The organism is Streptomyces sp. B8-7 (genome assembly GCF_058833805.1).
This window is the reverse complement of sequence record NZ_JBYRRL010000002.1, coordinates 1,169,525-1,190,117: the sequence shown is the minus strand read 5'-3', so window position 1 is coordinate 1,190,117 and position 20,593 is coordinate 1,169,525. Positions and strand designations below refer to the sequence as shown.

Genomic DNA, 20,593 nt, shown 5'->3' with positions numbered 1-20,593 from the left:
GTCGGGCGTCTACGCGTGCTGCGTCCCACGTTGTACTCCTACGATCGGTGGACCCGGGCATCGTTCCCCTCGGTCCTGTACGCAGGAGACGGCCGGTGTGTTCAACCGGCCCGGAAGTCGACCGCGTTCCCTCCCGTCACCCGCGGCACGCGGGGCACCCGCCGTCAACCGGTGCCACGGGTGCCGCCAAGGTCACCGGAGCCACTGGGGTCACCGGGATCATGACGGCCGCGGGGACCGTCGGCGTCACCGGGACCACCGGGACCGCCGGCACCGCCGAGGCCACCGGAGCCGTGCGGGGGCCTCGCGGCGCGGCCCGGCCCCGGTGCGCCGCCGGGCAGGGGCGGCTCGTCCCGGCCCCGGGCGGGGGTGAGCCCGGCGACCACCTCGGTGAGCACGGCGCAGGCGTGCTCGATCTTGCGGTACGTGGTCTCGCGCTCGGCGACGATGACCACCAGGAGCAGGGTGGTCAGCGCGGCCGCGCCGTTGAGCGCCTGCAGCACGACCATGTTCTCGACGATGCTGCGGTCCGCGAAGGGGCCGCGGCGCTGGACGGCCGCCACCACGGTCAGCACGGAGAGCGCGAGCACACAGGGCGCCGCGCCGACCAGGCGGGTGCGCAGCGCCGCCCAGACCAGCAGCGGGAAGACCAGGAACAGCAGGTGGAGCCCGGTCTCGGTGACGGTGAACGTGACGGCGGCCGTGGCGAGCAGCAGCAGGGCCGGCTCGGTCCACTCCCGCGGGCCTTCGCCACGCAGTGGCAGCGCGGCGCGCACGCCGAGCAGCAGCGGGGTGATCACCAGGACGCCCATGGCGTCGCCGGTCCACCAGGCGGTCCAGATGGACCAGAACTCGCCCACGGTGTGCCCGCCGGTGACCGTCAGTGTCGTGCTGCCCACCCCGGAACTGATCAGCATCCCGGCGAAGGCGCCGCCGAAGACCAGCGCCAGACCGTCCTTGAGACGGTCGAGTTCGACGCGGAATCCGACCCGGCGCAGCAGCCACCAGGAGAAGACGGGGCCCGCCGCGCTGCCGGCGGCGATCACGAGGGAGGCCGGGGTGAGCGGGCCGAGGGTCGCGATGACCAGCAGGGAGCCGAGCGCGATGCCCGGCCAGACCCGGAGACCGGCGAGCAGCAGGCAGGCCAGGGCCACACCGGTGGGCGGCCACAGCGGAGTGATCCGTGAGCCCCCCACGGTGACCTGCGCCAGCAGGCCGAGCTTTCCGGTGACGGCGTAGGCCAACGCCACGGCGAGGATCGTGAACCCCGTCGCGGCCGGACGTCGCAGGCTCCCGAAACGCACCACGCCCGCCATCACATGTCCTGCCGGGCCGGTCGGGTCCGCTGACACGCCATGGTCCGTCCCGGTGTCACTCGGCTGCCCCCGTGGCGAGCACCATGACGGCGGCGTCGTCCGTGTGCCCGGTCAGGTCGGCCACCTCGATGATCCGGGCCGCGAGCCCGTCCGGATCGCTGCCGGCCCCGGCCCGGGCGATGCGCAGTACGTGCTCCAGACCGGCCTCGATGGGGAAGGCGGGGCCCTCCAGCACTCCGTCCGTGACGAGGACGATCACACCGGGCCGCGGCGGCCGGTGCCGGGTGACGGGGTAGCGGGTGCCGGCCACGACGCCGAGCGGGGCGCCTCCCTCGTCCTGGACGACGCCGTCGTGTCCGCCGACGGCAGCCCAGACCGAGGGCACGTGCCCGGCGCGGGCGGCGAGCAGGTCCCCGGCGGCCGGGTCGAAGCGCAGCAGGGTGCAGGTGGCGAAGAGGTCGCAGTCCATGGACACGAGCAGGTCGTTGGTGCGGCCGAGGATCTCGCCGGGGTCGTCGGTGAAGGCGGCCACCGCGCGCAGGCAGATGCGCACCTGCCCCATGAAGGCGGCGGCTTCGACGTCGTGGCCCTGGACGTCGCCGACGGAGAACACGAGTGAGCCGTCCGGCAGCCGGAAGCCGTCGTACCAGTCGCCGCCGATGGCCAGACCGGAGCGGGCGGGCGCGTAGCGGGCGGCCGCCCGCAGTCCGGGCAGTTCGGGGAGGTAGTCGGGCAGCATCCCGCGCTGGAGCGCCTCGGCGAGCTCGATGCGGGCCCGGTGGAGTTCCGTCCGCTCCAGCGCCTGCGCGGTGAGCCGGTCGAGCCGGGACAGCAGGGCGTCGGCGTTCTTCTGCCGACGCCAGCGGTGCGGGGACATGGACCTCCGAGGGGCGCTGGCCGTGGGCGTCCGCGCACGGACCGCCCGCCCGGCTGAGGGACACCCGTCCTCCCGGGCCGGGGTGTGCGGTCTCTCGCGGGCGGGGACGCGCCCGGTGCGGAGGGCATCGCCGCGCGTACCCCTGAGCCGATGGTAGTGCCGCCGTCCGGGGGGCGCCCGTCGGAGGGCGGGGCGGGCGGCGGTGCCGGCGGCCGGTTCCGGGCCTGGTGGGGAGGCCGCCGACGGCCGTGGCCGGCCGGCCCCGGCCCCGGAGGGCGGGGGCGGGGCGGCCGGTCAGGGCAGGGGGGTGAGGGCCGCCACCTCGGCGGGGGTCACGCCCGGCGCGCACTCGACGAGGCGCAGCCCGTCGGGGGTGACGTCGAGCACGCAGAGGTCCGTGATGATGCGGTCCACGCAGCCGCGGCCGGTGAGCGGCAGCGTGCACTCCGGGACGATCTTGGGGCTGCCGTCCTTCGCCCGGTGCTCCATCAGCACCACGACGCGCCGGGCGCCGTGCACGAGGTCCATCGCTCCGCCCATCCCCTTGATCATCTTTCCGGGGACCGCCCAGTTGGCGAGGTCGCCGCGGACGGACACCTGAAGGGCGCCGAGGACGGCGGTGTCGATGTGGCCGCCGCGGATCATGCCGAAGGAGAGGGAGGAGTCGAAGAAGGACGCCCCGTCCCGTACGGTCACGGTCTCCTTGCCCGCGTTGATCAGGTCGGGGTCGACCTCGTCGGGCGCGGGGTACGGTCCGACGCCGAGCAGCCCGTTCTCGGAGTGCAGGACGACGTCGACGCCCGGGGGCAGGAAGTCCGCCACCCGGGTGGGCAGCCCGATGCCCAGGTTGACGTAGTCGCCGTCGTGCAGCTCGCCCGCGGCGCGTGCGGCCATCCGGTCCCTGCTCCAGCTCATCCCTCACGGCTCCCGGTCGTGGTCCAAGGCCCCCGGCTCATCGCTCGCGCACCGTTCTCTTCTCGATCCCCTTGTCGGCCGCCTGCCGCGGGGTCAGGGCGACCACACGCTGCACGAAGACGCCCGGCAGGTGGACCTCGTCCGGGCCGAGCGCGCCCGGCTCGACGAGTTCCTCGACCTCGGCGACGGTGATCCGCCCGGCCATGGCCGCGGCGGGGTTGAAGTTGCGGGCCGCGCCGTGGAAGGCGAGGTTGCCGTGCCGGTCGCCGCGGGCCGCCCTGACCAGCGCGTAGTCGGTGGTGATGGCGTGCTCCAGGATGTGGTCGACGCCGTCGAAGGCGCGGGTCTCCTTGGGCGGGGAGGCCACCGCGACGGACCCGTCGCCCGCGTACCGCCACGGCAGGCCGCCGTCGGCGACCTGGGTGCCGACGCCCGCCGTGGTGTAGAAGGCGGGGATGCCGCAGCCGCCCGCCCGCAGCCGTTCGGCGAGCGTTCCCTGCGGGGTGAGCTCGACCTCCAGTTCGCCCGCCAGGTACTGGCGGGCGAACTCCTTGTTCTCCCCGATGTAGGAGCCGGTGACGCGGGCGATGCGGCCCGCGGCGAGCAGGACGCCGAGACCGCGGCCGTCGACGCCGCAGTTGTTCGACACGACGGCGAGGCGGCGCGCGCCGGTCGTGTACAGGGCGCCGATCAGGACCTCCGGGACCCCGCTCAGGCCGAAGCCGCCCACGGCGAACGACTGTCCGTCCGTCACGTCCGCCAGGGCCTCCTCGGCCGTGGCCACGCACTTGTCCATCCGCCCGTCCCCTAGCGCGCCAGTACCCGGCGCAGCGCGGCGAGGAGTTCGGCGCGGGCCGTCTGCTCGCCGTCGGGGGCGGCGGCGCGGCGCCAGGCGATGTGGCCGTCGGGCCGCACGAGCAGCACCCCGTCCTCGGCGATGCCGCTGAGGCGGCTCCACTCGCCGTAGGCGTCCCGGGCGTCGTCACCGCCGATCCGGACCAGGCGCAGGGGTATGCCCAGGGCGTCCCGGCAGGCCTCGGCCGCCGCGTCCCAGACGGTTCCGGACAGCCCGGTCAGCACGGTGAGGACGCCGCCGCCGACCACGTCCAGGGTGGACACCTTCTCGCCGCGCGCGTCGGCCAGCCAGGCGTGCGGGAGTTTCGCGCCGGGCCGGGTGGTCGGCTGGTGCACCAGCTCGGGGTCCTGCTCCCACACCTCGGGGGCGCTGCCGTCGGCCAGGACCGCGGCGGAGGCGTAGCGCTGGTTCATCTCGACGCCGTGCGCGTTGAACTCGTAGTTCTTGAGCTGGACGGCCTCCTCCAGCTGCCGCCGTTTCTTGGCGCCCTCGGGGGTGCGGGCGCGCAGGCCGGCGAGGCCGTCGGCGATGGCGTCGGCGTCACCGCCGCCGGCGACGCCGAGCACCTCGAAGATCGGGCCGAACTGGTCGCGGCTGAGGTTGGCGCGCTCGACGATCTGCCGGCCGACGGGGGCGCGTTCGTCGCTGTAGGTGTCGAGCAGTGCCGGTCCGGCCTCGCCGCGGACGACCATGGCGAGTTTCCAGGCGAGGTTGTAGGCGTCCTGGACGGAGGTGTTGGAGCCGAGCCCGTTGGACGGCGGGTGGCGGTGCACGGCGTCCCCGGCGCAGAAGACCCGTCCGCAGGAGTAGCGGGTGGCGTAGGCGTGGTTGACGGTCCACAGCGAGGTGGAGGTGATCTCCACCGGGAGGCCGGCGTCGCCGACGAGGTCGCGCACGATCCGGCGCGCGGCCTCCTCGTCGACCTGGGGCGGCGGCTGCTCGATGTCGTAGCCCCACACCAGCAGCCACTCGTTCCACGGGCGCACCATGCGGACCAGCCCCATGCCGATGCCGCCGGTCTCGGCGCCGGGCTGGAGCACCCAGTACAGGACGCTGGGCCGGTGGGCGACGTAGCGGGTGAGATCGGCCTTGAAGACGATGTTCATGCTGCCGGCCTTGGCCATGCGGCCGTCGAAGGGCAGGCCGAGCTGCTCGGCGATCACGCTGCGTCCGCCGTCGGCGCCGACCAGGTACCGGGCCCGTACGGTGAACTCGTCGCCGCGGACGCGGTCGCGGAGCCGGGCGGTGACGCCGTCCTCGTCCTGTGCGAAGTCGAGGAACTCGGTGTCGAAGCGGACCTTGGCGCCGCGGGCCGCGGCGTTGCCGACCAGGATCGGCTCCAGGTAGGTCTGCGGCAGGTCGATCATCCGGCTGGGGCTCTTGGCGCCGTACTCGGCGGCCGCGTCGGGGCCGGTGCCCCAGCTGCGGATCCGGCCGATCTCCTCACCGGCCAGCGCCGTGCACAGCACGGTGTCGCCCATCAGGTGGGAGGGGCTGCCGGAGGCGAGCGCCTCGGACTCGACGCCGAGGTCGCGCAGCACCTCCATGGTGCGCTGGTTGGTGATGTGCGCCCGCGGGGTGTTGGCCAGCCAGCCGTACTTGGTGACCAGCAGGGTGCGGATGCCGTAGGTGGCCAGCAGCAGGGCGGCGGAGCCGCCGGCGGGGCCGCTGCCGACGACGAGGACATCGGTGTCGTACGTGTCGGTGGGTGTCATGGGCTGACGCTCCTCGGTCATCCGGCCAGGGGGGCGAGACGGAAGGTGTAGTCGAGACGGCGCCACTCCCCGTCGACCGGGCGGCCGTCGGGGGTGGGGCCGCTCTGCGGCGTGAAGTCGACGACGAGTTCGTCCTTGACGCCGAAGACGGTGTCGCTGTCCAGGTAGGCGCCGCCGGCCACGAACAGCTGGGTGACCAGTCGGCGGTGTCCCGGTGCGTCGCACATGAAGTGCAGGTGGGGTGCCCGGTAGGGGTGCCGTCCGGTCGCGGCGAGCATCTGCCCGACCGGCCCGTCCTCGGGAATGGGGTACTCCGAGGGCAGGATGGACCAGAAGGTGAGGCGCCCTTCGGTGTCGGTGCGCAGCCGGGCCCGGAGCACCGGGCCTTCGAGGTCGGGCAGTTGGACGTCGTAGAAGCCGTCCTCGTCGGACTGCCACACGTCGACGGCGGCGTCCTTCAGCGGCGTGCCACCGGTGTCCGTGACCGTCACGTCCACCCAGAGCGGGGTGCCGTCCAGGCCCTGGGAGATGTCGCTGCCGTGCGCTGCCTCGGGCGGTCCCTCGACGTAGAACGGGCCGAGGACCGCCGACGGAGTGGTGTCGGGGGTACGGGAGTTGGTGAGCAGGTCCACGGCGCTGGAGACGCCCAGGGTGTCGGACAGCAGCACGAACTCCTGCCGGGTGGGTCCGCACAGCCGGCCGGTGCGGGTCAGGAAGTCGATGCCGTACTGCCATTCGGCCTCGGTGACGTCGTTCTCGGCGACGAAGGTGTGCAGGTGCCGGACGAGGTCGCTCATCAGGGCGCGGACGCGGGGGTCGGGGGTGCGGGCGAAGCCGGCCACCACCTGGTCGGCGAGGCGGGCCAGAGCGGCCCCGGTGGACGGCGGGCCCTGCGGCCGGCTGCCGTGCCAGGCGTCGGCGAGGAGCCGGGCGACACCGTCGGCGGTCACCTCGCGCGGGTTGGGGTAGGGCGTGGCCACGGCCGCCTCGGCCGCGCGGCCCAGCTCGGTCGCGGGCAGACCGAGTTCGCGCAGCGAGGCGGGTCCGCCGAGCGCGGCGACGAGGTCGTGCACGCCGCCCGGGGCGTCGGGCACGCCCATCGCGGTGGCGATGCGGCGCATCACGTCGGGTACGGCGGGCGCGTTGTGGGCCATGGCGTGCGGCAGGACGACGGTGTGGGTCTCGGCGTGCGGCAGGCCGAAGGCGCCGCCGAGGGTGTGGCACAGCTTGTGGTGCAGGCCCATGCCGACCGTGGCGAGGCAGGTGCCGGCCAGCCAGGCCGCCTGGAGCATCCCGGCGCGGGCCTCCCGGTCGGCCGGGTCGTCCGCCAGGCGGGGCAGGGCCCGGGTGATGCGGGTGATCGCGTCGAGGGCCTGCCGGTCGGTGACCGGGTTGGCGTCGGCCGAGTACAGCGCCTCGACGGCGTGCGCGAGGGCGTTGATCCCGCTGGTGAGGGTGAGGGAGTAGGGCAGGGTGAGAGTGAGGCCGACGTCGTAGACGACTGTCTCGGGCAGGATCGCCGGGGAGGACCGGGTGACCTTGCGGCCGTTCTCGGTCTCCCCCAGCACGGGGGTGACCTCGGAGCCCGCGTAGGTGGTCGGCAGGACGACCTGGGGCAGGCCGGTGCGGACCGCGAGCGCCTTCGCCAGGCCCGTGGTGGAGCCGCCGCCGACCGCGACGATGCCGTCGGCGGACGCCTCGCGGAGCACCGCGAGCGCCCGCTCCGTCACCTCGGTGGGCGTGTGCATGGCGGCGCCGTCGAACTCCGCCGCCGGCAGGCCGCCGAGCGCCGCGCGGACCCGCGCCGCGGCCTCCGGCACGGCGGGGGCGGTCAGCAGCAGCACCCGGGAACAGCCGAGCCGCTCGGCCTCGTCCCGGACCCGGTCCACCGTGCCGTCGCCGAAGACGACCCGCGAGGGACGGGATGTGTGCACGAACGTCCGCATGGAGCTGTCCTCCGCGTGTCATCCGGGATACGGGACACGGCGACCGCCCGGCCCGTCGGGTACGCGCCGGAACCTACCCGGCAACGGGCGCGATCCATACCCGTGGCACATGAAACTCGCTTGTGGAACGGTCAAGTTGACCGGCGCGGCCGCCGTCGCGCGGGGTCCCGGGCCAGGCCGTTCGGAGGGTGTCCGGGGGCCTTGCGGAGGTGTCCGGGCGCGGGCGGGAGAATCCCGGAAGGGGGCGGCCCGGCTGCCTCCGGGCGGCCCCGGGCCGCCGGGTGCGGGGCCGCCGGGTGCGGGGCCGCCGGGTGCGGGGCCGCCGGGTGCGGGGCCGCCGCCGATGTTTGGGGGGAGTCGTCCGAGGTAGCCGCAGGAGGGTAGCCGCAACACCGGAACGATCGACGATGTCCGAGGGACTGACGTACATGGCTGCTCAGGAGAAGAAGATGCGGGGCAAGGCCCAGGAGGCCGTCGGCCGGATCAGGCAGAAGGCCGGCGAGGTCATGGGCAACGACAGGCTCCGGGCGAAGGGAACCTCCGACCGCGCGGCGGGCAGGACCAGGTCGAAGGCCGCGGACGCCGAGCAGACGGCCCGTGGCACCGCGGAGGAACTCAAGGGGAAGGCCCGCAGGAAGATGTGAGGGGGCCTGCCGCCCGAGGGCCCCGCGCCGACGGCCCCCGCAACCCGGGCCGTCGGTGCGGGGCCCCGCTGCGTCCGGGCCACGGCCCTGCGCGCCGGCGCCCCGGCCCGGCCGGTCATGCCCGGTCAAGGCCCGTCATGCCCGGTGACGTCCGGTGACGTCCGGTGACGGGTGGGGCGGTCGCGGTGCGGCGGGGCAGCGGGTGGGGCGGAGAGCCGCGGGATGAGGACCGTCCGGCGGGGCGGGACGCCGGGTGGCCGGGCATCGCCCGGTGACCGGGCGTCACAGGGTGGCCGGGCGTCGCCGGGGCCGGGCACGGCCGGGGATCGATCCGGCGACACCTGGGCCAGGCGGTCCTGGGCAGAGGCGCCGGGGGCGGGGGCTGGGGTCGTCCGGTGGGCGCGGACGGCTGACGGACGCCGCCCGGATCCACCGGTGACCGCACTGCCGCGCCGCGCCTCCGGTTCGCGCGCCGCCGGGAGGCCCGGACGGCGGGGGTGGGTGATCCTGTAGGGGTGCGGGGTGCCCCAGCCAGGTGGATCCCGGCGGCCTACGCCGCTTCCGGCCGCCGGGCCGCGCGCGTGTCGCTCGTGGCTTCGGCCGGCTTCCTCTTCTTCCGGTACGGCCTGGACCAGCCCGTCACGGCCACGTACGCGCTGTTCGCCGCGGTCGCGCTGGCCGGACTGTCCCGGATTCCGGGCACCGGGCGGCAGCGGGCCGCGATCGTGCTGCGGGTGCTGCCGGTGTGCTGGGCGCTGGTGGTCGCCGGCACCTATCTGTCGGTCCGCACCTGGAGCGCGGTGGCCGGCATGCTCGTCGTCGGCTTCGCCGTGGCCTTCGCGGCCGTGGGCGGACCCCGCCCGGCGGGCGTCGCACCGGGCCTCCAACTGCTCTACATCCTGCCGTCCTTCCCGCCGTACGATCCGGGCTCGCTCGCCGAGCGGCTGGTCGGGACGACCACGGGGCTGGTACTGCTCATCGCCGCCGAGGCGCTGCTGTTCCCCGAGCCGTCCCCGCCGACGTACCGGGAACGGACCGCCCGCGCGGCACGGACCGCGGCCCGCTGCGCGCGGCTCGTCGCGACGGCCCCGTACGCCCTGCCCGAGGCGGACCGCCGCGCGGCGTGGGAGTCCGCGACGGCGCTGCGGCCTCTGACCGTGCCCGAGGCCGAACGGCCCGCCGGGCCCGGAGTGCACGAGCGCGCCCTCGCGCACACCGGGCTCGCCACCCGCACCCTGCTGTCCCGCCTGGCACGGCTGCCGCCTCTGCGGCGCACACCGGAACCGGAGGTGGCCGCCGTGCTGCTCGCGGTGGCCGACCTGGCGACCGCGACCGCTGTGGGCCTGCGGCAGGGGCCGTCACCGGTGGCGCCGTACGAGGCGCTGGTCGCGGCCCGGGCCCGGCTGTCGGCGCTGTCGGCGCTGTCGGCGGGCACACCCGCCGCACCGTCCGCGGCCGCCGGATCCGGCGGCTCCTCCCCCGCCGGACCCGGCCTGCCCGCCCCGGTGCTGCGCGAGCACGCGGCGGTGCTGGAGGCCGCCGACGCCGCGCTGGCGATGGGCGCGGCGGCCGACCGGTCCGTACGCGGCCGGCACGCCGAGACGAAGGCGTCGCCCGAGCGGTTCTGGTACGCCACGGTCCCGGGCCCGATGCTGTGGTGGTTCCGGGTGCACGGGCACGCCCGGAGCCGCTCGGTGCTCTTCCAGAACGCCGTGCGCATCGCGCTGGCCCTCACCGCGGCCCGGCTCGTGGCAGGGCTGGACACCCTCCCGCACGGCTTCTGGGCCATGCTCGCCACCCTCACCCTGACCAGGACCACCCTGGACGAGACCTGGCGGTCCGTGCGCCTCGCCCTCACCGGCACCCTGGCCGGGGCGCTGCTCAGCGCCGGGATCCTGACCCTGGTGGGCACCGACACCGCGGTCTACGCGCTGGTGCTGCCGGTGTGGATGCTGGTGGCCTTCAGCGTGGGGCCGGTGCGCGGAGTCGGCTGGGCGCAGGGCATGTTCACCGTGCTCGTGTCCCTGGTGTTCGCCCAGCTCGCGCCGCCCACCTGGCAGCTGGCCGGGGTGCGGATGCTCGACGTGCTGGTCGGCAGCGCGATCGGTGCCGCCCTCGGGGTGCTGGCCTGGCCGCGGGGCGCCCATGAGGAGCTGCACTACGCCGCGGCCGACCTCCTGCGGCGGGCCGCCGAGATGGTGGTGGTGACCACGGCGGCGCTGACCCGCGGCGCGCCGGCGGGGCCGCGGCCGGGGCTGCCGGGCCGGCGGTCGCTGCACCGGTCGCTAGTCCTGGCGGAGTCGGCGTACGCGCAGTACCAGAGCGAGCCGGCGCGCTTCGACACCCCCCTCCGCACCGCGGGACCGGCGCGCGTGGACTGGCAGGCGACGCTGCTCACCGGCCACCACACGCTGTGGGGCTGCCAGCGGCTGCTGGAGGCGCCGCCGGCCGGGCTGTCCACGGCGGCCGACGAGGTCGGCACGCTGGGCGACCGGGTGGCGGCGCGGATGCTGCTGCTGTCGGCGGCGCTCGATCCCGGCGCGGACACACCGGCCGCGCCGGCGCCGCGGTCCGGGCCGCCGTTCGGGGGCTCCGCCGCCGAACCGCCGGGGGCGCCCCGGCTGTACTACGAGACCGTGGCCTGGCTGGACTCACTGGCGGCCGACCTGCTGCGGATCACCGGCGCCGGGCCCGAGCCGGGGGCCGGGACGGGGGCGGGGACGGGGGCCGGGACGGGGGCGGGAGCGGGCTCGACGGTGGTGCCGCCGAGCGGTACGGCCCGGCAGCGGCCGGTCCGGGGAGAGTCGGGGCCGGCGGAGACCGGGTACTGAGGGCCGGCCCGGCCGGGGCCGCGGCGGGACGAGGCCGGTGCGGCGGCGGCCGGTCCGGGACCGCCCCGCGACGGCCGTGCGACGGGCCCGGGGCCGACGGCGGCACCCGACCTGATCCACGTGACCGCGGAGAGCCACGCCCACGCCCGCGCCCACGGCTGCGGCTGCGGCTGCGGCTGCGGCTGCGGCTGCGGCTGCGGACGCGGACGCGGACGCGGACGCGCGGAGCCGAGCCGAGCCGGGCGCACGGAGCGGCGCAAACCCCTCTTGCCTGATTGTCATGGCAGCGTCATGCTCATGTCCCGCCGGGGCTCTACTCGCATAGATCCCGGCATCCGCACCGCACTGCACGACATCGGACGACACCGGACTACACCGGACGACACCGGACGACACCGACCACTCTCCCCCAGGAGGATCGATCTCCGTGAGACCTCGTCTCCCCCGCCGCCACGGCCTCACCGCCGTCGCGGCATGCCTGGCCGCGTTCTGCGCCGGTCAGACCGTCGGCGCGCTGCCCGCGTCGGCGGCCCCCACCCCCACGGCCCCCACCGCCACCGCCTCCGCCGCCGCGGCCTCCGCCCCCGCCGCCCGGGACTCCGCCGTGGTCGCGGCGCAGGACCGCGCCGCCCGCGCGGTCGCCGCCTCCCTCACCGACTCCGCCTGGCGCGCCCGGCTGCGCCGCGCGACGCTGCACTCGGACGAGGTGGACCTCACCTCGCTCGCCGGCAGGACGCACGGCGGCCTCGGGAGCACCCTCGCCGCCGCCGACCGCAGGATCGCCGCCGCCAAGGGGCTGGACGCCGCCGAGGTCGGTTCGCTGCTCCGGCTCCGTCTCGGGGACGCCTCCATGCGCGGGGCGCTCACCGCGGGCACCACCCCGTGGGTGGCCGCGGCCTCCTCCGGCGAGGACGCCGCCGTCACGGCGTACGACAGCCGCGGCCGGACCCATGTCCTCGACGCCGGCCACGCCCCCGCGCACCCGGTGTACGTCGTCGACATCGACGCCTCCAAGGCACTCGCCGCGGGCCTGGAGGTGCTCGACGAGGAGCTCGGCCGGCGCGGTGTCCCCGCCGGTCCCGAAGCCCCGGCCAAGTCCGGGGCCGCGGGCGCGCGGGCGCAGGCGAGCGCCGCCGCCGCGGGCTTCTGGACCACCCGCATCACCGCGGTCCGGCTCTCCGACGACGAGGAACCCTGGATCAAGGGCGCCGCGGAGATCTACACCCTCGTCACCGGTTTCGGCCACGACGGCAAGGTGCGCGTCGACGCGGTCGACATGCCCTACCTGGACTATGCCGACAAGACGTACCGGCCGAACCAGATCCTCGTCAACTGGTCGAACTACAAGTACAACCTGGCCGACGCGGTCATGATGGAGGAGGACGGCAGCACCAACTACCGCGACCTCGCCAAGGCGATCGCAGCCGTGCTCCTGACCATCGCCGACCAGGGCGCCTACATCCCCCTGGTCAGCGCCGTCCTGGACGCCATGCCCGACAACTGGTGGACCGACGACCCGGACTACGTCGACTCCTGGTACACCCTCGCCCGGCAGAGCAGCGGCACCCTCCACGGCGCCCGCGGCAACGGCTGGATGACCGTGGAGCCGTACTACGTGCAGGCGTTCTGACCCGCCCGGACACCCGGCACCGCGGAGGGCCGGCGGGTACGGCGCCCGCCGGCCCGGCCCGCCGGCCGCCCCGGCACGGTCCCGGCCGGGGTGTCCCGCCGGCGGCTCCGTTCACCGGGGCGGCCGGCGTCGGCCGCCCCGGCCCGGTCAGAGGCCGTACTCCCGCACCACCCGCCGCACCTGGGCGAACAGCATGCCGACGTTCACCGTCTTGCGGCAGACGACCACCGCCACGACGTCCTGCTGCTCGCTCATCCGCACGAACAGGTGGGTGAGGTTGTCGCTGTTGACGAGGATCTCCTGGAAGAAGTGGCTGTCGCTGGTGATGCCGCGGCGCTCCTTGAACACGTCCTCGATCATCACGACCGTACGGCCCTGGAACAGGTCGAGCGTCGCGCCCGCCAGGAGGTCCAGCACCTCCGGCGGGTGGTTGTCGACGGTCTCGTAGGAGAGCAGCATCCCGGTCCCCATGTCGACCACACCGGCCGCCACGCAGTCGGGTGCGTCGGACCGCAGTGTCTTGACCAGGCCGAGGACCTGGTCCGAGAAGCCGGCACTCATGCGCTTGGTCGCCATCGGTCAGACTCCCTCGGGGTGCTGCGCGGTCAGGATGGTGCCGATCCGGTCGAGGGTCGGCTGCGAGGCCCGGTGCAGCCGGTCCACGTCCATGCCCTCGTCACCGAGGACGATCATCAGGGCGGTCTCACCGACCGCGTACACCGCGGCGCAGCCCTGGCTGCCGTACGTCACCGTCTGGCGCAGGGTGCCGCGGGCGCTCGCCACGGCGGTGCGGCGGGCGAGGCCGAGACCCGCCGCGGCGAGGGCCGCGAGTCCGTCCGGGTCGATGGCCTCGGCGGTGTCGGCCGCGATGAGCAGTCCGTCGGCGGCCGCGACGGCGGTATCGGTGATGCCGGTGACCTGTTCGCGCAGCCCGCGCATCTCCAGCGCCAGCGCTTCCTGGTTCATGTGCTCAACTCTCCATTTGCTGATCGCGGTGCTCCGGCTGCTTCGGCACGCGGCGGTCCGCGGCCCACAGGCGGAAGAACCCTTTCCAACTCGCCCCGTTCTGCTGCGGGGTGAGGGCTTCGGTGATGCCGCTCGCGCCGGGCGTCCGGCGCGGCAGGGAGCCGGCGTCGGGCGCCTCGGAGCGCGTGGCCGCCTCGCGCACGGCCGGCCGCCCCGCGCCGGCCGAGGCCTCCGGCCTGGGCGGGCCGGCCGGGGACGCGGCGCCGGGGTCCGTGCCGCCCCCGGCCGACGACCCGCCCCTCCCCCACCCGTCCACGTCGGCCGGGGGCGCCGGGGCGGGCGGGGGGTGCGGGGTCGCCGGCCCGGACGACCGGCCCGGCCCCCGGGACAGTGCCGGCAGGGGGCGGGGCACCGTCGTCGGCTCCGACGCCCTCGCCGGTGCCGGCGAGGGCGTCGGGGACGTGAGCAACGCCGGCGCGGGCGCCGTCGAGGCCGACCGGCCGTGCCCGGTCGCCGCCCCGGCGTCCGAAGCCGTGCCGGGCCCCGGCGCCGGACTCCCGCCGGACCGCGACCGCTCCGCCGCCGTGACCGCCGCCGTCGCCGCCGCCGTCGCCGCGGGCGTCGCAGGCTCCGACGTCCGCGGCACCGGCCGGCGGCGGCGTACGGCCGCGTCGCCGGGCGGGAGCCGGACGGGGATCGGGACGGGCCGGTCGGCGCACTCCACGACGCCCTCGCCGAGCATCCGGGCGATCTCCACGGTGACGGTGTAGACGCCGCGCCCGGTGCGGAACGCGAGGTCGCGCGCGGTGCGCCGGCCGTCGGCGTGCAGCAGCAACTCCTCCTGGAGGGCGCTGAGCCGGCCCGCGGGGCGGGCGACGGGGGCGGGGCGCTCCCGGTCGGGACGCACCGGGAACGGCAGGGTGTCGAGCGCGGCCAGTTTCCGCGCCGCCTCCTGCAGCAGCCGGGTCGGCTGCTCCCCGACGGCGATCGCGGCGGGCGGCGTCCCGGCGGCCTCGGCGCGTTCGCAGCCGTCGATCCAGCCGGCGCTGATCGCGAACGCGGCGTCCTGCAACGCCATCACGCACAGCACCCGCAGTTCGGCGGCGCCCGCGCAGCCGCGGGCGATGAGTCCCGCGGCCGGCCAGCGTTCGCCGCCGGCCTCCCGGACGAGTTCGGCCCACTGCTCCCCGGCGACCCGGCCGGTGCGCAGCAGCAGCGCCTCGGCACCGGGCGCGCCGGCGCTCTCGACCGCGACGACCAGACCGCCGCGCAGGTGGAACGTGCCGCCGGGCACGCCGGTCACCCGCAGCTCCCCGGTGAAGCCGTCACGCCCGCACGCGCCCAGAGCCTGGGCCAGAAGGTCGTGGCCGACCCGGCCGAGGGAGTCCCGAACGCCCGCCATCACGCCCCTCGCCCTGTCGCACACACGCCTGATGCGTCGCACTGAGGGGGTATGTGTATCAGCCGTTCCGCCTGTTCCGGGTGAGTCTGTCCTCAGCTGTCCTTTCCTGACGGAAGTTGACTTGTCGCGGCGCGCAAAGACCTGTGTTCGACGGCCGAATGAACGAATCCGGAGCGGGCGCGGAGCGCCGGTGGGCCACCCCCTGTGAGACCGGCGGCGCCCCGTCGGGGCGGGCGCGGCGCGCCCGGCCGACCCGCCCTGCCGACCCGCCCTGCCGGGGCGCCGCGACCGGCACCGAACCGGGCGGGCGCCCCAGCGGGCAGGGCGGAACGGCCGCGGTTCAGCGCGCCGCGCGCAACTCCGCGTACAGGGCCGGCCCGGTCCAGGTGCGGGGTGTGGACTCCGCCTCGCGCACCAGGGCGGCCAGGCGTGCGTTGGCGGGAGCGGTGAGCCCGTGCGCGGCGGCGAGGGCGACGATCTCCCCCTGGAGCGAGTCGATCTCGGTGGCGCGGCCGCGTTGCAGGTCCTCCCACATCGAGGAGCGCGCCTGGGCGTCGATGCGCAGGGAGGCGGCCGCGACCCGGCGGAAGACGGCGTCGGGCAGACTCAGCACGTAGGGGGTGACGGCGGGTGCGGTGGGGCCCAGACGGGCGGGGACGACGCCGGCGGCGCGGTAGGCGGCCAGGGCTTCCCGCTGGCACAGGGCGAGGCAGCGTCGGAAGGCGCGCCGGCCGAGTTCCTCGCGCAGCGGCAGCCCGGACAGGGCGTTGACCGCGTTGTTGAGGTTCATCAGCAGCTTGGCGTGCTGCACGGCGGCCATGTCGGGGCGCGCCTCGACGGGCAGGCCGGACGCGCGGAGCGCGGCGACCAGCGGGGCGTCGGGCTCCGTCATGAGGGTGCCCGGCATGCCCTGGTGCACGGTGCCCGGGCCGGACTGGACCACGTTGTACGGCACCATTCCGGCGAGCACGGTCCGGCCGGGGAGCGCGGCCCGCAGCGTGTCCGGGTTGTGCAGTCCGTTCTGGAAGCTGACCACGACCGCGCCGGGTGCGAGATGCGCGGCGAGGGCCCTGCCGGCGGGCCCGGTCCCGGCGCTCTTGACGGTGACGAGCACGTAGTCGGCCTCGGCGGCGGCCTCGGCGCCGGTCGCGGTGCGCAGCCGCTCCGGAGGCAGGTGGACGGGCGGGCGGCCGGAGGTGCTCAGGGTGAGTCCCCGCTCGCGCAGCACGTCCATGGCGGACGGGCGGCCGATCAGTGTGACGTCGTGTCCGGCGGCGGCGAGACGACCGCCGAGGTGGCAGCCGATGCTGCCGGCGCCGAGGACGGCGAAACGAGGCTCGGGCACGGGGAACTCCGTAGGTTGTCGGGGGCCCGGGAGGGCCGCAGCCGGACGGCAGGTACACGGGCACGGGCACGGACACGGACACGGACACGGACACGGACACGGGCACGGGCACGGGCACGGACAGCATGCTGTGGGACGGCATGCAGTCGGACGGGACGGCCCTGGACGGGTTGGAACCGTACACAACGGCGGCGGGGACCGGCGGGTCGGCCAGAACCGCCGGGACCGGCCCCCACGGCGCGGTACGCCGCCCCGCCCGTCACGCGTCGTGCAGGCGCAGCGGGGCCACGGTGATGTTGTCGGGGCCGCCCGCATCGATCGCGGCCTGCCACAGCGCGTAGGCGGCAGGGCCGTCCTCCGGTTCCCGCAGGAGGTCCGCGAGGGTCTCGTCGGGGACCGGGTCGGTCAGGCCGTCGCTGCAGATCAGATAGCGGTCGCCGGGGGTGAGCGGGCGGGTCTGAAGGTGCGGGGTGACGGGTGTGTGGGTCACGGTGCCGCCGAGGGTCTGGGTGACCTGGGAGGTGGTGCGCCGGCCGGGCGGCGGGGCGGGGCTGTCGTCGACGCTGACCTGGCGCAGGCCGTCCGCGTCCTGCACGTAGACCCGGCTGTCGCCGACGTTGAAGGCGATCAGGCCGTCGGGGTGCACCAGGACGCCCGCGACGGTGGTGCCCATGGTGGCCAGGGCGGGGTGTGCCTCGCCGGCCTCGGCCAGCTCGCGGTTGCATCCCCGCAGTGCCCCGTCGAGGCTCTCCGGGTCGCTCAGGGTGGGGCCGAGGGCGGCGAGCCGGTTCGCGACGAGGCCGCTGGCGATGTCGCCGCCGGGCTGGCCGCCGAGGCCGTCGGCGACTGCCGCCAGCAGCGGCCGGGAGCCGGGGAAGACGAGGGTCTGCGGGCTCTCCGTCACGGTTCCGCACAGGGTCCACGGGCCGACGACGAGGCTGTCCTCGTTGTGGTCGCGGACCAGTCCGCTGTGACTCAGGGCGGTCACGGCTGTGTACGGCACGTCGCTGCCTGCCTCTCCTCCCCCATTGTCCGCCCGGCCGGGCCCGCTGTCAGCCGCCGCGGCGGCGGTGCACGCGGGCCTCCCACGGCCGCAGGGTGTACGGATCGGTCAGGGGCGGGGGGTCGGGGACGTCGGCGATGAGGGTCTCGCTGCCCTCCCAGCCGTCCGGGAGGCCGACGGTGAGGTCGCGGGGGCCGAGGTTGGCCAGGACGAGCAGTTCGGTGCCGGTCCGGGCATGACGGCGGGTGAACATGTAGAGCTGTTCGTGGTCCGGGTGCAGCAGCCGGAAGTCGCCGTGGGTGACGGCGGGTTCGGAGTGCCGCAGGGCGATCAGGCGCCGGTAGTGGTGGAACACCGAGTCGGGGTCGGCGCGTTGTGCCGCGGCGTTGACGTCCCGGTGGTCGGGGTTGACGGGGATCCACGGGGTGCCGGTGGTGAACCCGGCGTGCTCCCCGGCGTCCCACTGCATGGGGGTGCGGGCGTTGTCGCGGCCGCGTCGGCGCAGACCGTCCAGGACCGCGTCCTCGTCGGCGCCGAGGGCGAGCTGGTCGCGGTGGTGGTTGAGGGACTCGATGTCGCGGAAGTCCCCGATCGCGGCGAACGGGGCGTTGGCCATGCCCAGTTCCTCGCCCTGGTAGACGTACGGGGTGCCGCGGTGCAGGTGCAGGACGGTGGCCAGCAGCTTCGCGGAGCGCACCCGGTGGGCGGGGCTGTCGTCGCCGAAGCGGGAGACGGCGCGGGGCTGGTCGTGGTTGCCGAGGTAGAGGCTGTTCCAGCCGGTGGTGCCGAGGCCCGTCTGCCAGCGGGCGAGACTCGCCTTGAGGTCGGGCAGGTGCAGCGGCCGGGCGTCGAACTTGCCGCCCGGCCCCTGGTCCAGGCTCACGTGCTCGAACTGGAAGACCATGTCGACCTCGCGTCGCGCGGGGTCGGTGAAGAGCCGGGCCTGCTCGACGGTGACGCCGGGCATCTCGCCGACGGTGAGCAGCCGGCGCGGGTGCCCGGCGAAGACCTCGCGGTGCATCTCGGCCAGGTGGTCGTGGATGCGCGGCCCGCACACGTAGTGGGCGCTGCCGTCGCCGTGCCGCCCGCCCGGCGGGACCGGACCGTCGGGCAGGCCGGGAGCCTTGGACAGGAGGTTGACGACGTCCATCCGGAAGCCGTCCACCCCCCGGTCCAGCCACCAGCGCATCATCGCGTGGACGGCCTGCCGGACCTGCGGGTTCTCCCAGTTGAGATCGGGCTGCTTGCGGGAGAACAGGTGCAGGTAGTACTCGCCGCTCGGGGGGTCGTACTCCCAGGCCGGGCCGGAGAAGAAGGAGCCCCAGTTGTTGGGCTCGGCGCCGGGGGTGCCGGGCTCGCGGCCGGGGCGCGGCGGACGCCAGACGTACCAGTCGCGGCGGGGGCCGCCGGGGCCGCCGTCGCGGGAGGCGGTGAACCAGGGGTGCTCGTCGCTGGTGTGGTTGACCACGAGGTCCATCACCAGCTTCATCCCGCGGGCGTGGACGCTCGCCAGCAGCCGGTCGAAGTCCGCGAGGGTGCCGAACAGCGGGTCGATGTCCTGGTAGTCGCTGATGTCGTAGCCGTTGTCGTCGTGCGGCGAGGGGTAGACCGGGGAGAGCCAGAGCACGTCGACGCCGAGCGCGGACAGGTGGTCGAGACGCTCGGTGATCCCGCGGAGGTCTCCGACGCCGTCCGCGTCAGAGTCGGCGAAGCTGCGGGGGTAGACCTGGTAGACCACCGCGTCGCTCCACCAGGCGTCGGCGGGACCGGCCGCGCTCTCGGACACGTCGCCTCCGCACCGTGGATCTCGTCCGTACCCGGCCGCGGCGCCGGCCCGGGGCCGGGGGTCCGGCCCGTGCGGTGCGCCGCATGCGTCGATGGAAGCACCGTCCCGCGGCCGCTCGCAAGGCGGGGCGCCGCCCGGTGCGCGCGACGCCGGGCGGGCCGCCGGACGAGCGGCGGGCGGGGGCGGCCGGACCGGGCGGGCCGCCCCCGCGCGGGTCAGCGGGCCGGGCGGATCCGGTGCACGGAGTCCAGGGCGCCGGGTCCGGCCGTCGCCTTGTCCACGACGTACGCCGTGCCGTGGACGAGGGCGACGTGGTCGGTGTTCGCGCCGGTGGCGAGGTCGGCCACGATGCTGCCGGTGCGGGGCTCGACGACGGTGGTCGTGCCGGCGTCCTTGTTGACCGCGTACACGTGACCGGTGCAGGGGTCCGCCGCGACGGCGAGGGTGCCGGCGCCGGTGGCGACGGCGCGGCTGATCCGGGCGGCCGCGAGGTCGACGACGGAGACGGTGCCGGCCGCCTGGTCGGCGGTGTAGGCGGTACGGCCGTCCGCGGACAGGCACACGTCGATGCTGCCCGCTCCGGCGGGCAGCAGCCGCGGCCGGCCGGAGCCGGGGACCACCTCGATGATGCGGCTCTGCGCGAGGTCGGCGGCGTAGACGTGCCCGGAGTACGGGTTGACGGCCAGGCCGGCGGGCCAGGAGCCCTCGACCGTGACGCGCCCGCGTTCCCGGTGGGTGCGCAGGTCGAAGGCGACGACGCTGCCCTCCTCCAGGGCGGTGCACCACACCAGGCCGCGCGGGAGGTCGACGGCCACGTCGCGGGGGTGCCGCACTCCGGGGAGGGTGGCCAGGTGGCTGCCGGAGCGCTGGCTGTACACCGCGAGGGCGTTGTCGAGGGTGGCGGTGACCCACACGGTGTTGTGGACGTCGTCCACCGCCACGCCGTAGACCGCCTGGAGCGTCCCGGTGGCCTGGTCGGTGACCGGGGGCGTGAAGGCGTCCAGGAGTCTCAGCGTGCGCGGGTCCACCTTCAGCAGACGCGACCGGGTGACCGGCGGAAAGCCGACCGAACTGGTCACCCAGAGCACGTCGTTGCGGGCCGAGTGGGCGACCTGGTACAGGCCCTGGGCGAGTTCGGCCGAGGTGACGGTGTACGACGTCGCACGGCCGCGGCGGCGCGGCGCGGAGGCGGCGGCCGCCGGGCCGGCCGCGGCGAGCGCGCCCGAGGTGGCGAGTGCGGCGCCGAGGACGGCGCGGCGGCCGATGGGGTCGCGGGTGCCGGACATGGTGGTTCCTTCCGGGTCGAGGGGGGTTTCCGGGCAGGGGGTGGACGGTTGGGTGCCCGACGGCTCACCGGCGAG

Annotated in this window: 16 protein-coding genes; 3 read left to right on the top strand and 13 right to left on the bottom strand. The window is 75.7% G+C overall.

Going from position 1 to position 20,593, the window contains the following annotated elements:
- Window positions 1–164 precede the first annotated feature (164 nt).
- The 6 genes from AC5K6T_RS13765 to AC5K6T_RS13740 all read right to left on the bottom strand — a co-directional run bounded on the left by AC5K6T_RS13765 (window position 165) and on the right by AC5K6T_RS13740 (window position 7,625).
- Window positions 165–1,250, bottom strand: a complete 1,086-nt coding sequence (locus AC5K6T_RS13765) for an MASE1 domain-containing protein (protein WP_493208796.1) — start codon at window positions 1,248–1,250, stop codon at window positions 165–167.
- Between the two features lie 121 nt (window positions 1,251–1,371).
- Window positions 1,372–2,193, bottom strand: coding sequence for a PP2C family protein-serine/threonine phosphatase (locus tag AC5K6T_RS13760; RefSeq protein WP_493208795.1), 822 nt, complete (start codon window positions 2,191–2,193; stop codon window positions 1,372–1,374).
- Between the two features lie 294 nt (window positions 2,194–2,487).
- Entirely contained in the window at window positions 2,488–3,108 is a 621-nt protein-coding gene (locus tag AC5K6T_RS13755; protein ID WP_493208794.1) for a CoA transferase subunit B, read from the bottom strand.
- A 37-nt stretch (window positions 3,109–3,145) separates the two neighbouring features.
- Window positions 3,146–3,904, bottom strand: a complete 759-nt coding sequence (locus tag AC5K6T_RS13750; protein WP_493208793.1) for a CoA transferase subunit A — start codon at window positions 3,902–3,904, stop codon at window positions 3,146–3,148.
- A gap of 11 nt (window positions 3,905–3,915) precedes the next feature.
- Window positions 3,916–5,679, bottom strand: a complete 1,764-nt coding sequence (locus tag AC5K6T_RS13745) for an FAD-dependent oxidoreductase (RefSeq protein WP_493208792.1) — start codon at window positions 5,677–5,679, stop codon at window positions 3,916–3,918.
- A 17-nt stretch (window positions 5,680–5,696) separates the two neighbouring features.
- Window positions 5,697–7,625: a maleylacetate reductase and hydroxyquinol 1,2-dioxygenase domain-containing protein gene (locus AC5K6T_RS13740; RefSeq protein ID WP_493208791.1), complete on the bottom strand. Its 1,929-nt coding sequence runs from the start codon at window positions 7,623–7,625 to the stop codon at window positions 5,697–5,699.
- Window positions 7,626–8,032: 407 nt separating this feature from the next.
- On the opposite strand from AC5K6T_RS13740, the gene AC5K6T_RS13735 reads away from it, so the two are divergent.
- The 3 genes from AC5K6T_RS13735 to AC5K6T_RS13725 all read left to right on the top strand — a co-directional run bounded on the left by AC5K6T_RS13735 (window position 8,033) and on the right by AC5K6T_RS13725 (window position 12,730).
- A complete protein-coding gene (locus tag AC5K6T_RS13735; RefSeq protein ID WP_493208790.1) occupies window positions 8,033–8,269 on the top strand; it encodes a CsbD family protein in 237 nt (78 codons plus the stop codon).
- Between the two features lie 590 nt (window positions 8,270–8,859).
- Entirely contained in the window at window positions 8,860–11,100 is a 2,241-nt protein-coding gene (locus AC5K6T_RS13730; RefSeq protein WP_493208789.1) for an FUSC family protein, read from the top strand.
- 427 nt (window positions 11,101–11,527) lie between these two features.
- Window positions 11,528–12,730: a DUF3103 family protein gene (locus AC5K6T_RS13725; RefSeq protein WP_493208788.1), complete on the top strand. Its 1,203-nt coding sequence runs from the start codon at window positions 11,528–11,530 to the stop codon at window positions 12,728–12,730.
- A 147-nt stretch (window positions 12,731–12,877) separates the two neighbouring features.
- Here AC5K6T_RS13725 and AC5K6T_RS13720 read toward each other — a convergent pair whose 3' ends face one another.
- The 7 genes from AC5K6T_RS13720 to AC5K6T_RS13690 form a co-directional block, all read right to left on the bottom strand.
- Complete coding sequence (locus AC5K6T_RS13720; RefSeq protein WP_493208787.1) at window positions 12,878–13,306, bottom strand: hypothetical protein; 429 nt, start codon at window positions 13,304–13,306, stop codon at window positions 12,878–12,880.
- Between the two features lie 3 nt (window positions 13,307–13,309).
- Entirely contained in the window at window positions 13,310–13,696 is a 387-nt protein-coding gene (locus AC5K6T_RS13715; RefSeq protein WP_493208786.1) for a roadblock/LC7 domain-containing protein, read from the bottom strand.
- Window positions 13,697–13,700: 4 nt separating this feature from the next.
- The gene (locus AC5K6T_RS13710; RefSeq protein WP_493208785.1) at window positions 13,701–15,098 is read right to left on the bottom strand and encodes a hypothetical protein; all 1,398 of its coding nucleotides are present in this window, start codon (window positions 15,096–15,098) and stop codon (window positions 13,701–13,703) included.
- A gap of 340 nt (window positions 15,099–15,438) precedes the next feature.
- On the bottom strand, window positions 15,439–16,443 hold the full coding sequence (locus AC5K6T_RS13705; RefSeq protein ID WP_493208784.1) for a 2-dehydropantoate 2-reductase: 1,005 nt from the start codon (window positions 16,441–16,443) through the stop codon (window positions 15,439–15,441).
- A gap of 259 nt (window positions 16,444–16,702) precedes the next feature.
- Entirely contained in the window at window positions 16,703–17,446 is a 744-nt protein-coding gene (locus AC5K6T_RS13700) for a PP2C family protein-serine/threonine phosphatase (protein WP_493208783.1), read from the bottom strand.
- 49 nt (window positions 17,447–17,495) lie between these two features.
- A complete protein-coding gene (locus tag AC5K6T_RS13695; RefSeq protein WP_493208782.1) occupies window positions 17,496–19,232 on the bottom strand; it encodes an alpha-glucosidase in 1,737 nt (578 codons plus the stop codon).
- Between the two features lie 215 nt (window positions 19,233–19,447).
- Complete coding sequence (locus AC5K6T_RS13690) at window positions 19,448–20,518, bottom strand: YncE family protein (RefSeq protein ID WP_493208781.1); 1,071 nt, start codon at window positions 20,516–20,518, stop codon at window positions 19,448–19,450.
- Between the last annotated feature and the right edge of the window lie 75 nt (window positions 20,519–20,593).

Coding starts and splice junctions, on each gene's coding strand:
- AC5K6T_RS13715 (WP_493208786.1), bottom strand. CDS start 13,696: ATGAACCAGGAAGCGCTGGCGCTGGAGATGCGCGGGCTGCGCGAACAG.
- AC5K6T_RS13755 (WP_493208794.1), bottom strand. CDS start 3,108: ATGAGCTGGAGCAGGGACCGGATGGCCGCACGCGCCGCGGGCGAGCTG.
- AC5K6T_RS13760 (WP_493208795.1), bottom strand. CDS start 2,193: ATGTCCCCGCACCGCTGGCGTCGGCAGAAGAACGCCGACGCCCTGCTG.
- AC5K6T_RS13720 (WP_493208787.1), bottom strand. CDS start 13,306: ATGGCGACCAAGCGCATGAGTGCCGGCTTCTCGGACCAGGTCCTCGGC.
- AC5K6T_RS13710 (WP_493208785.1), bottom strand. CDS start 15,098: ATGGCGGGCGTTCGGGACTCCCTCGGCCGGGTCGGCCACGACCTTCTG.
- AC5K6T_RS13735 (WP_493208790.1), top strand. CDS start 8,033: ATGTCCGAGGGACTGACGTACATGGCTGCTCAGGAGAAGAAGATGCGG.
- AC5K6T_RS13750 (WP_493208793.1), bottom strand. CDS start 3,904: ATGGACAAGTGCGTGGCCACGGCCGAGGAGGCCCTGGCGGACGTGACG.
- AC5K6T_RS13745 (WP_493208792.1), bottom strand. CDS start 5,679: ATGACACCCACCGACACGTACGACACCGATGTCCTCGTCGTCGGCAGC.
- AC5K6T_RS13740 (WP_493208791.1), bottom strand. CDS start 7,625: ATGCGGACGTTCGTGCACACATCCCGTCCCTCGCGGGTCGTCTTCGGC.
- AC5K6T_RS13690 (WP_493208781.1), bottom strand. CDS start 20,518: ATGTCCGGCACCCGCGACCCCATCGGCCGCCGCGCCGTCCTCGGCGCC.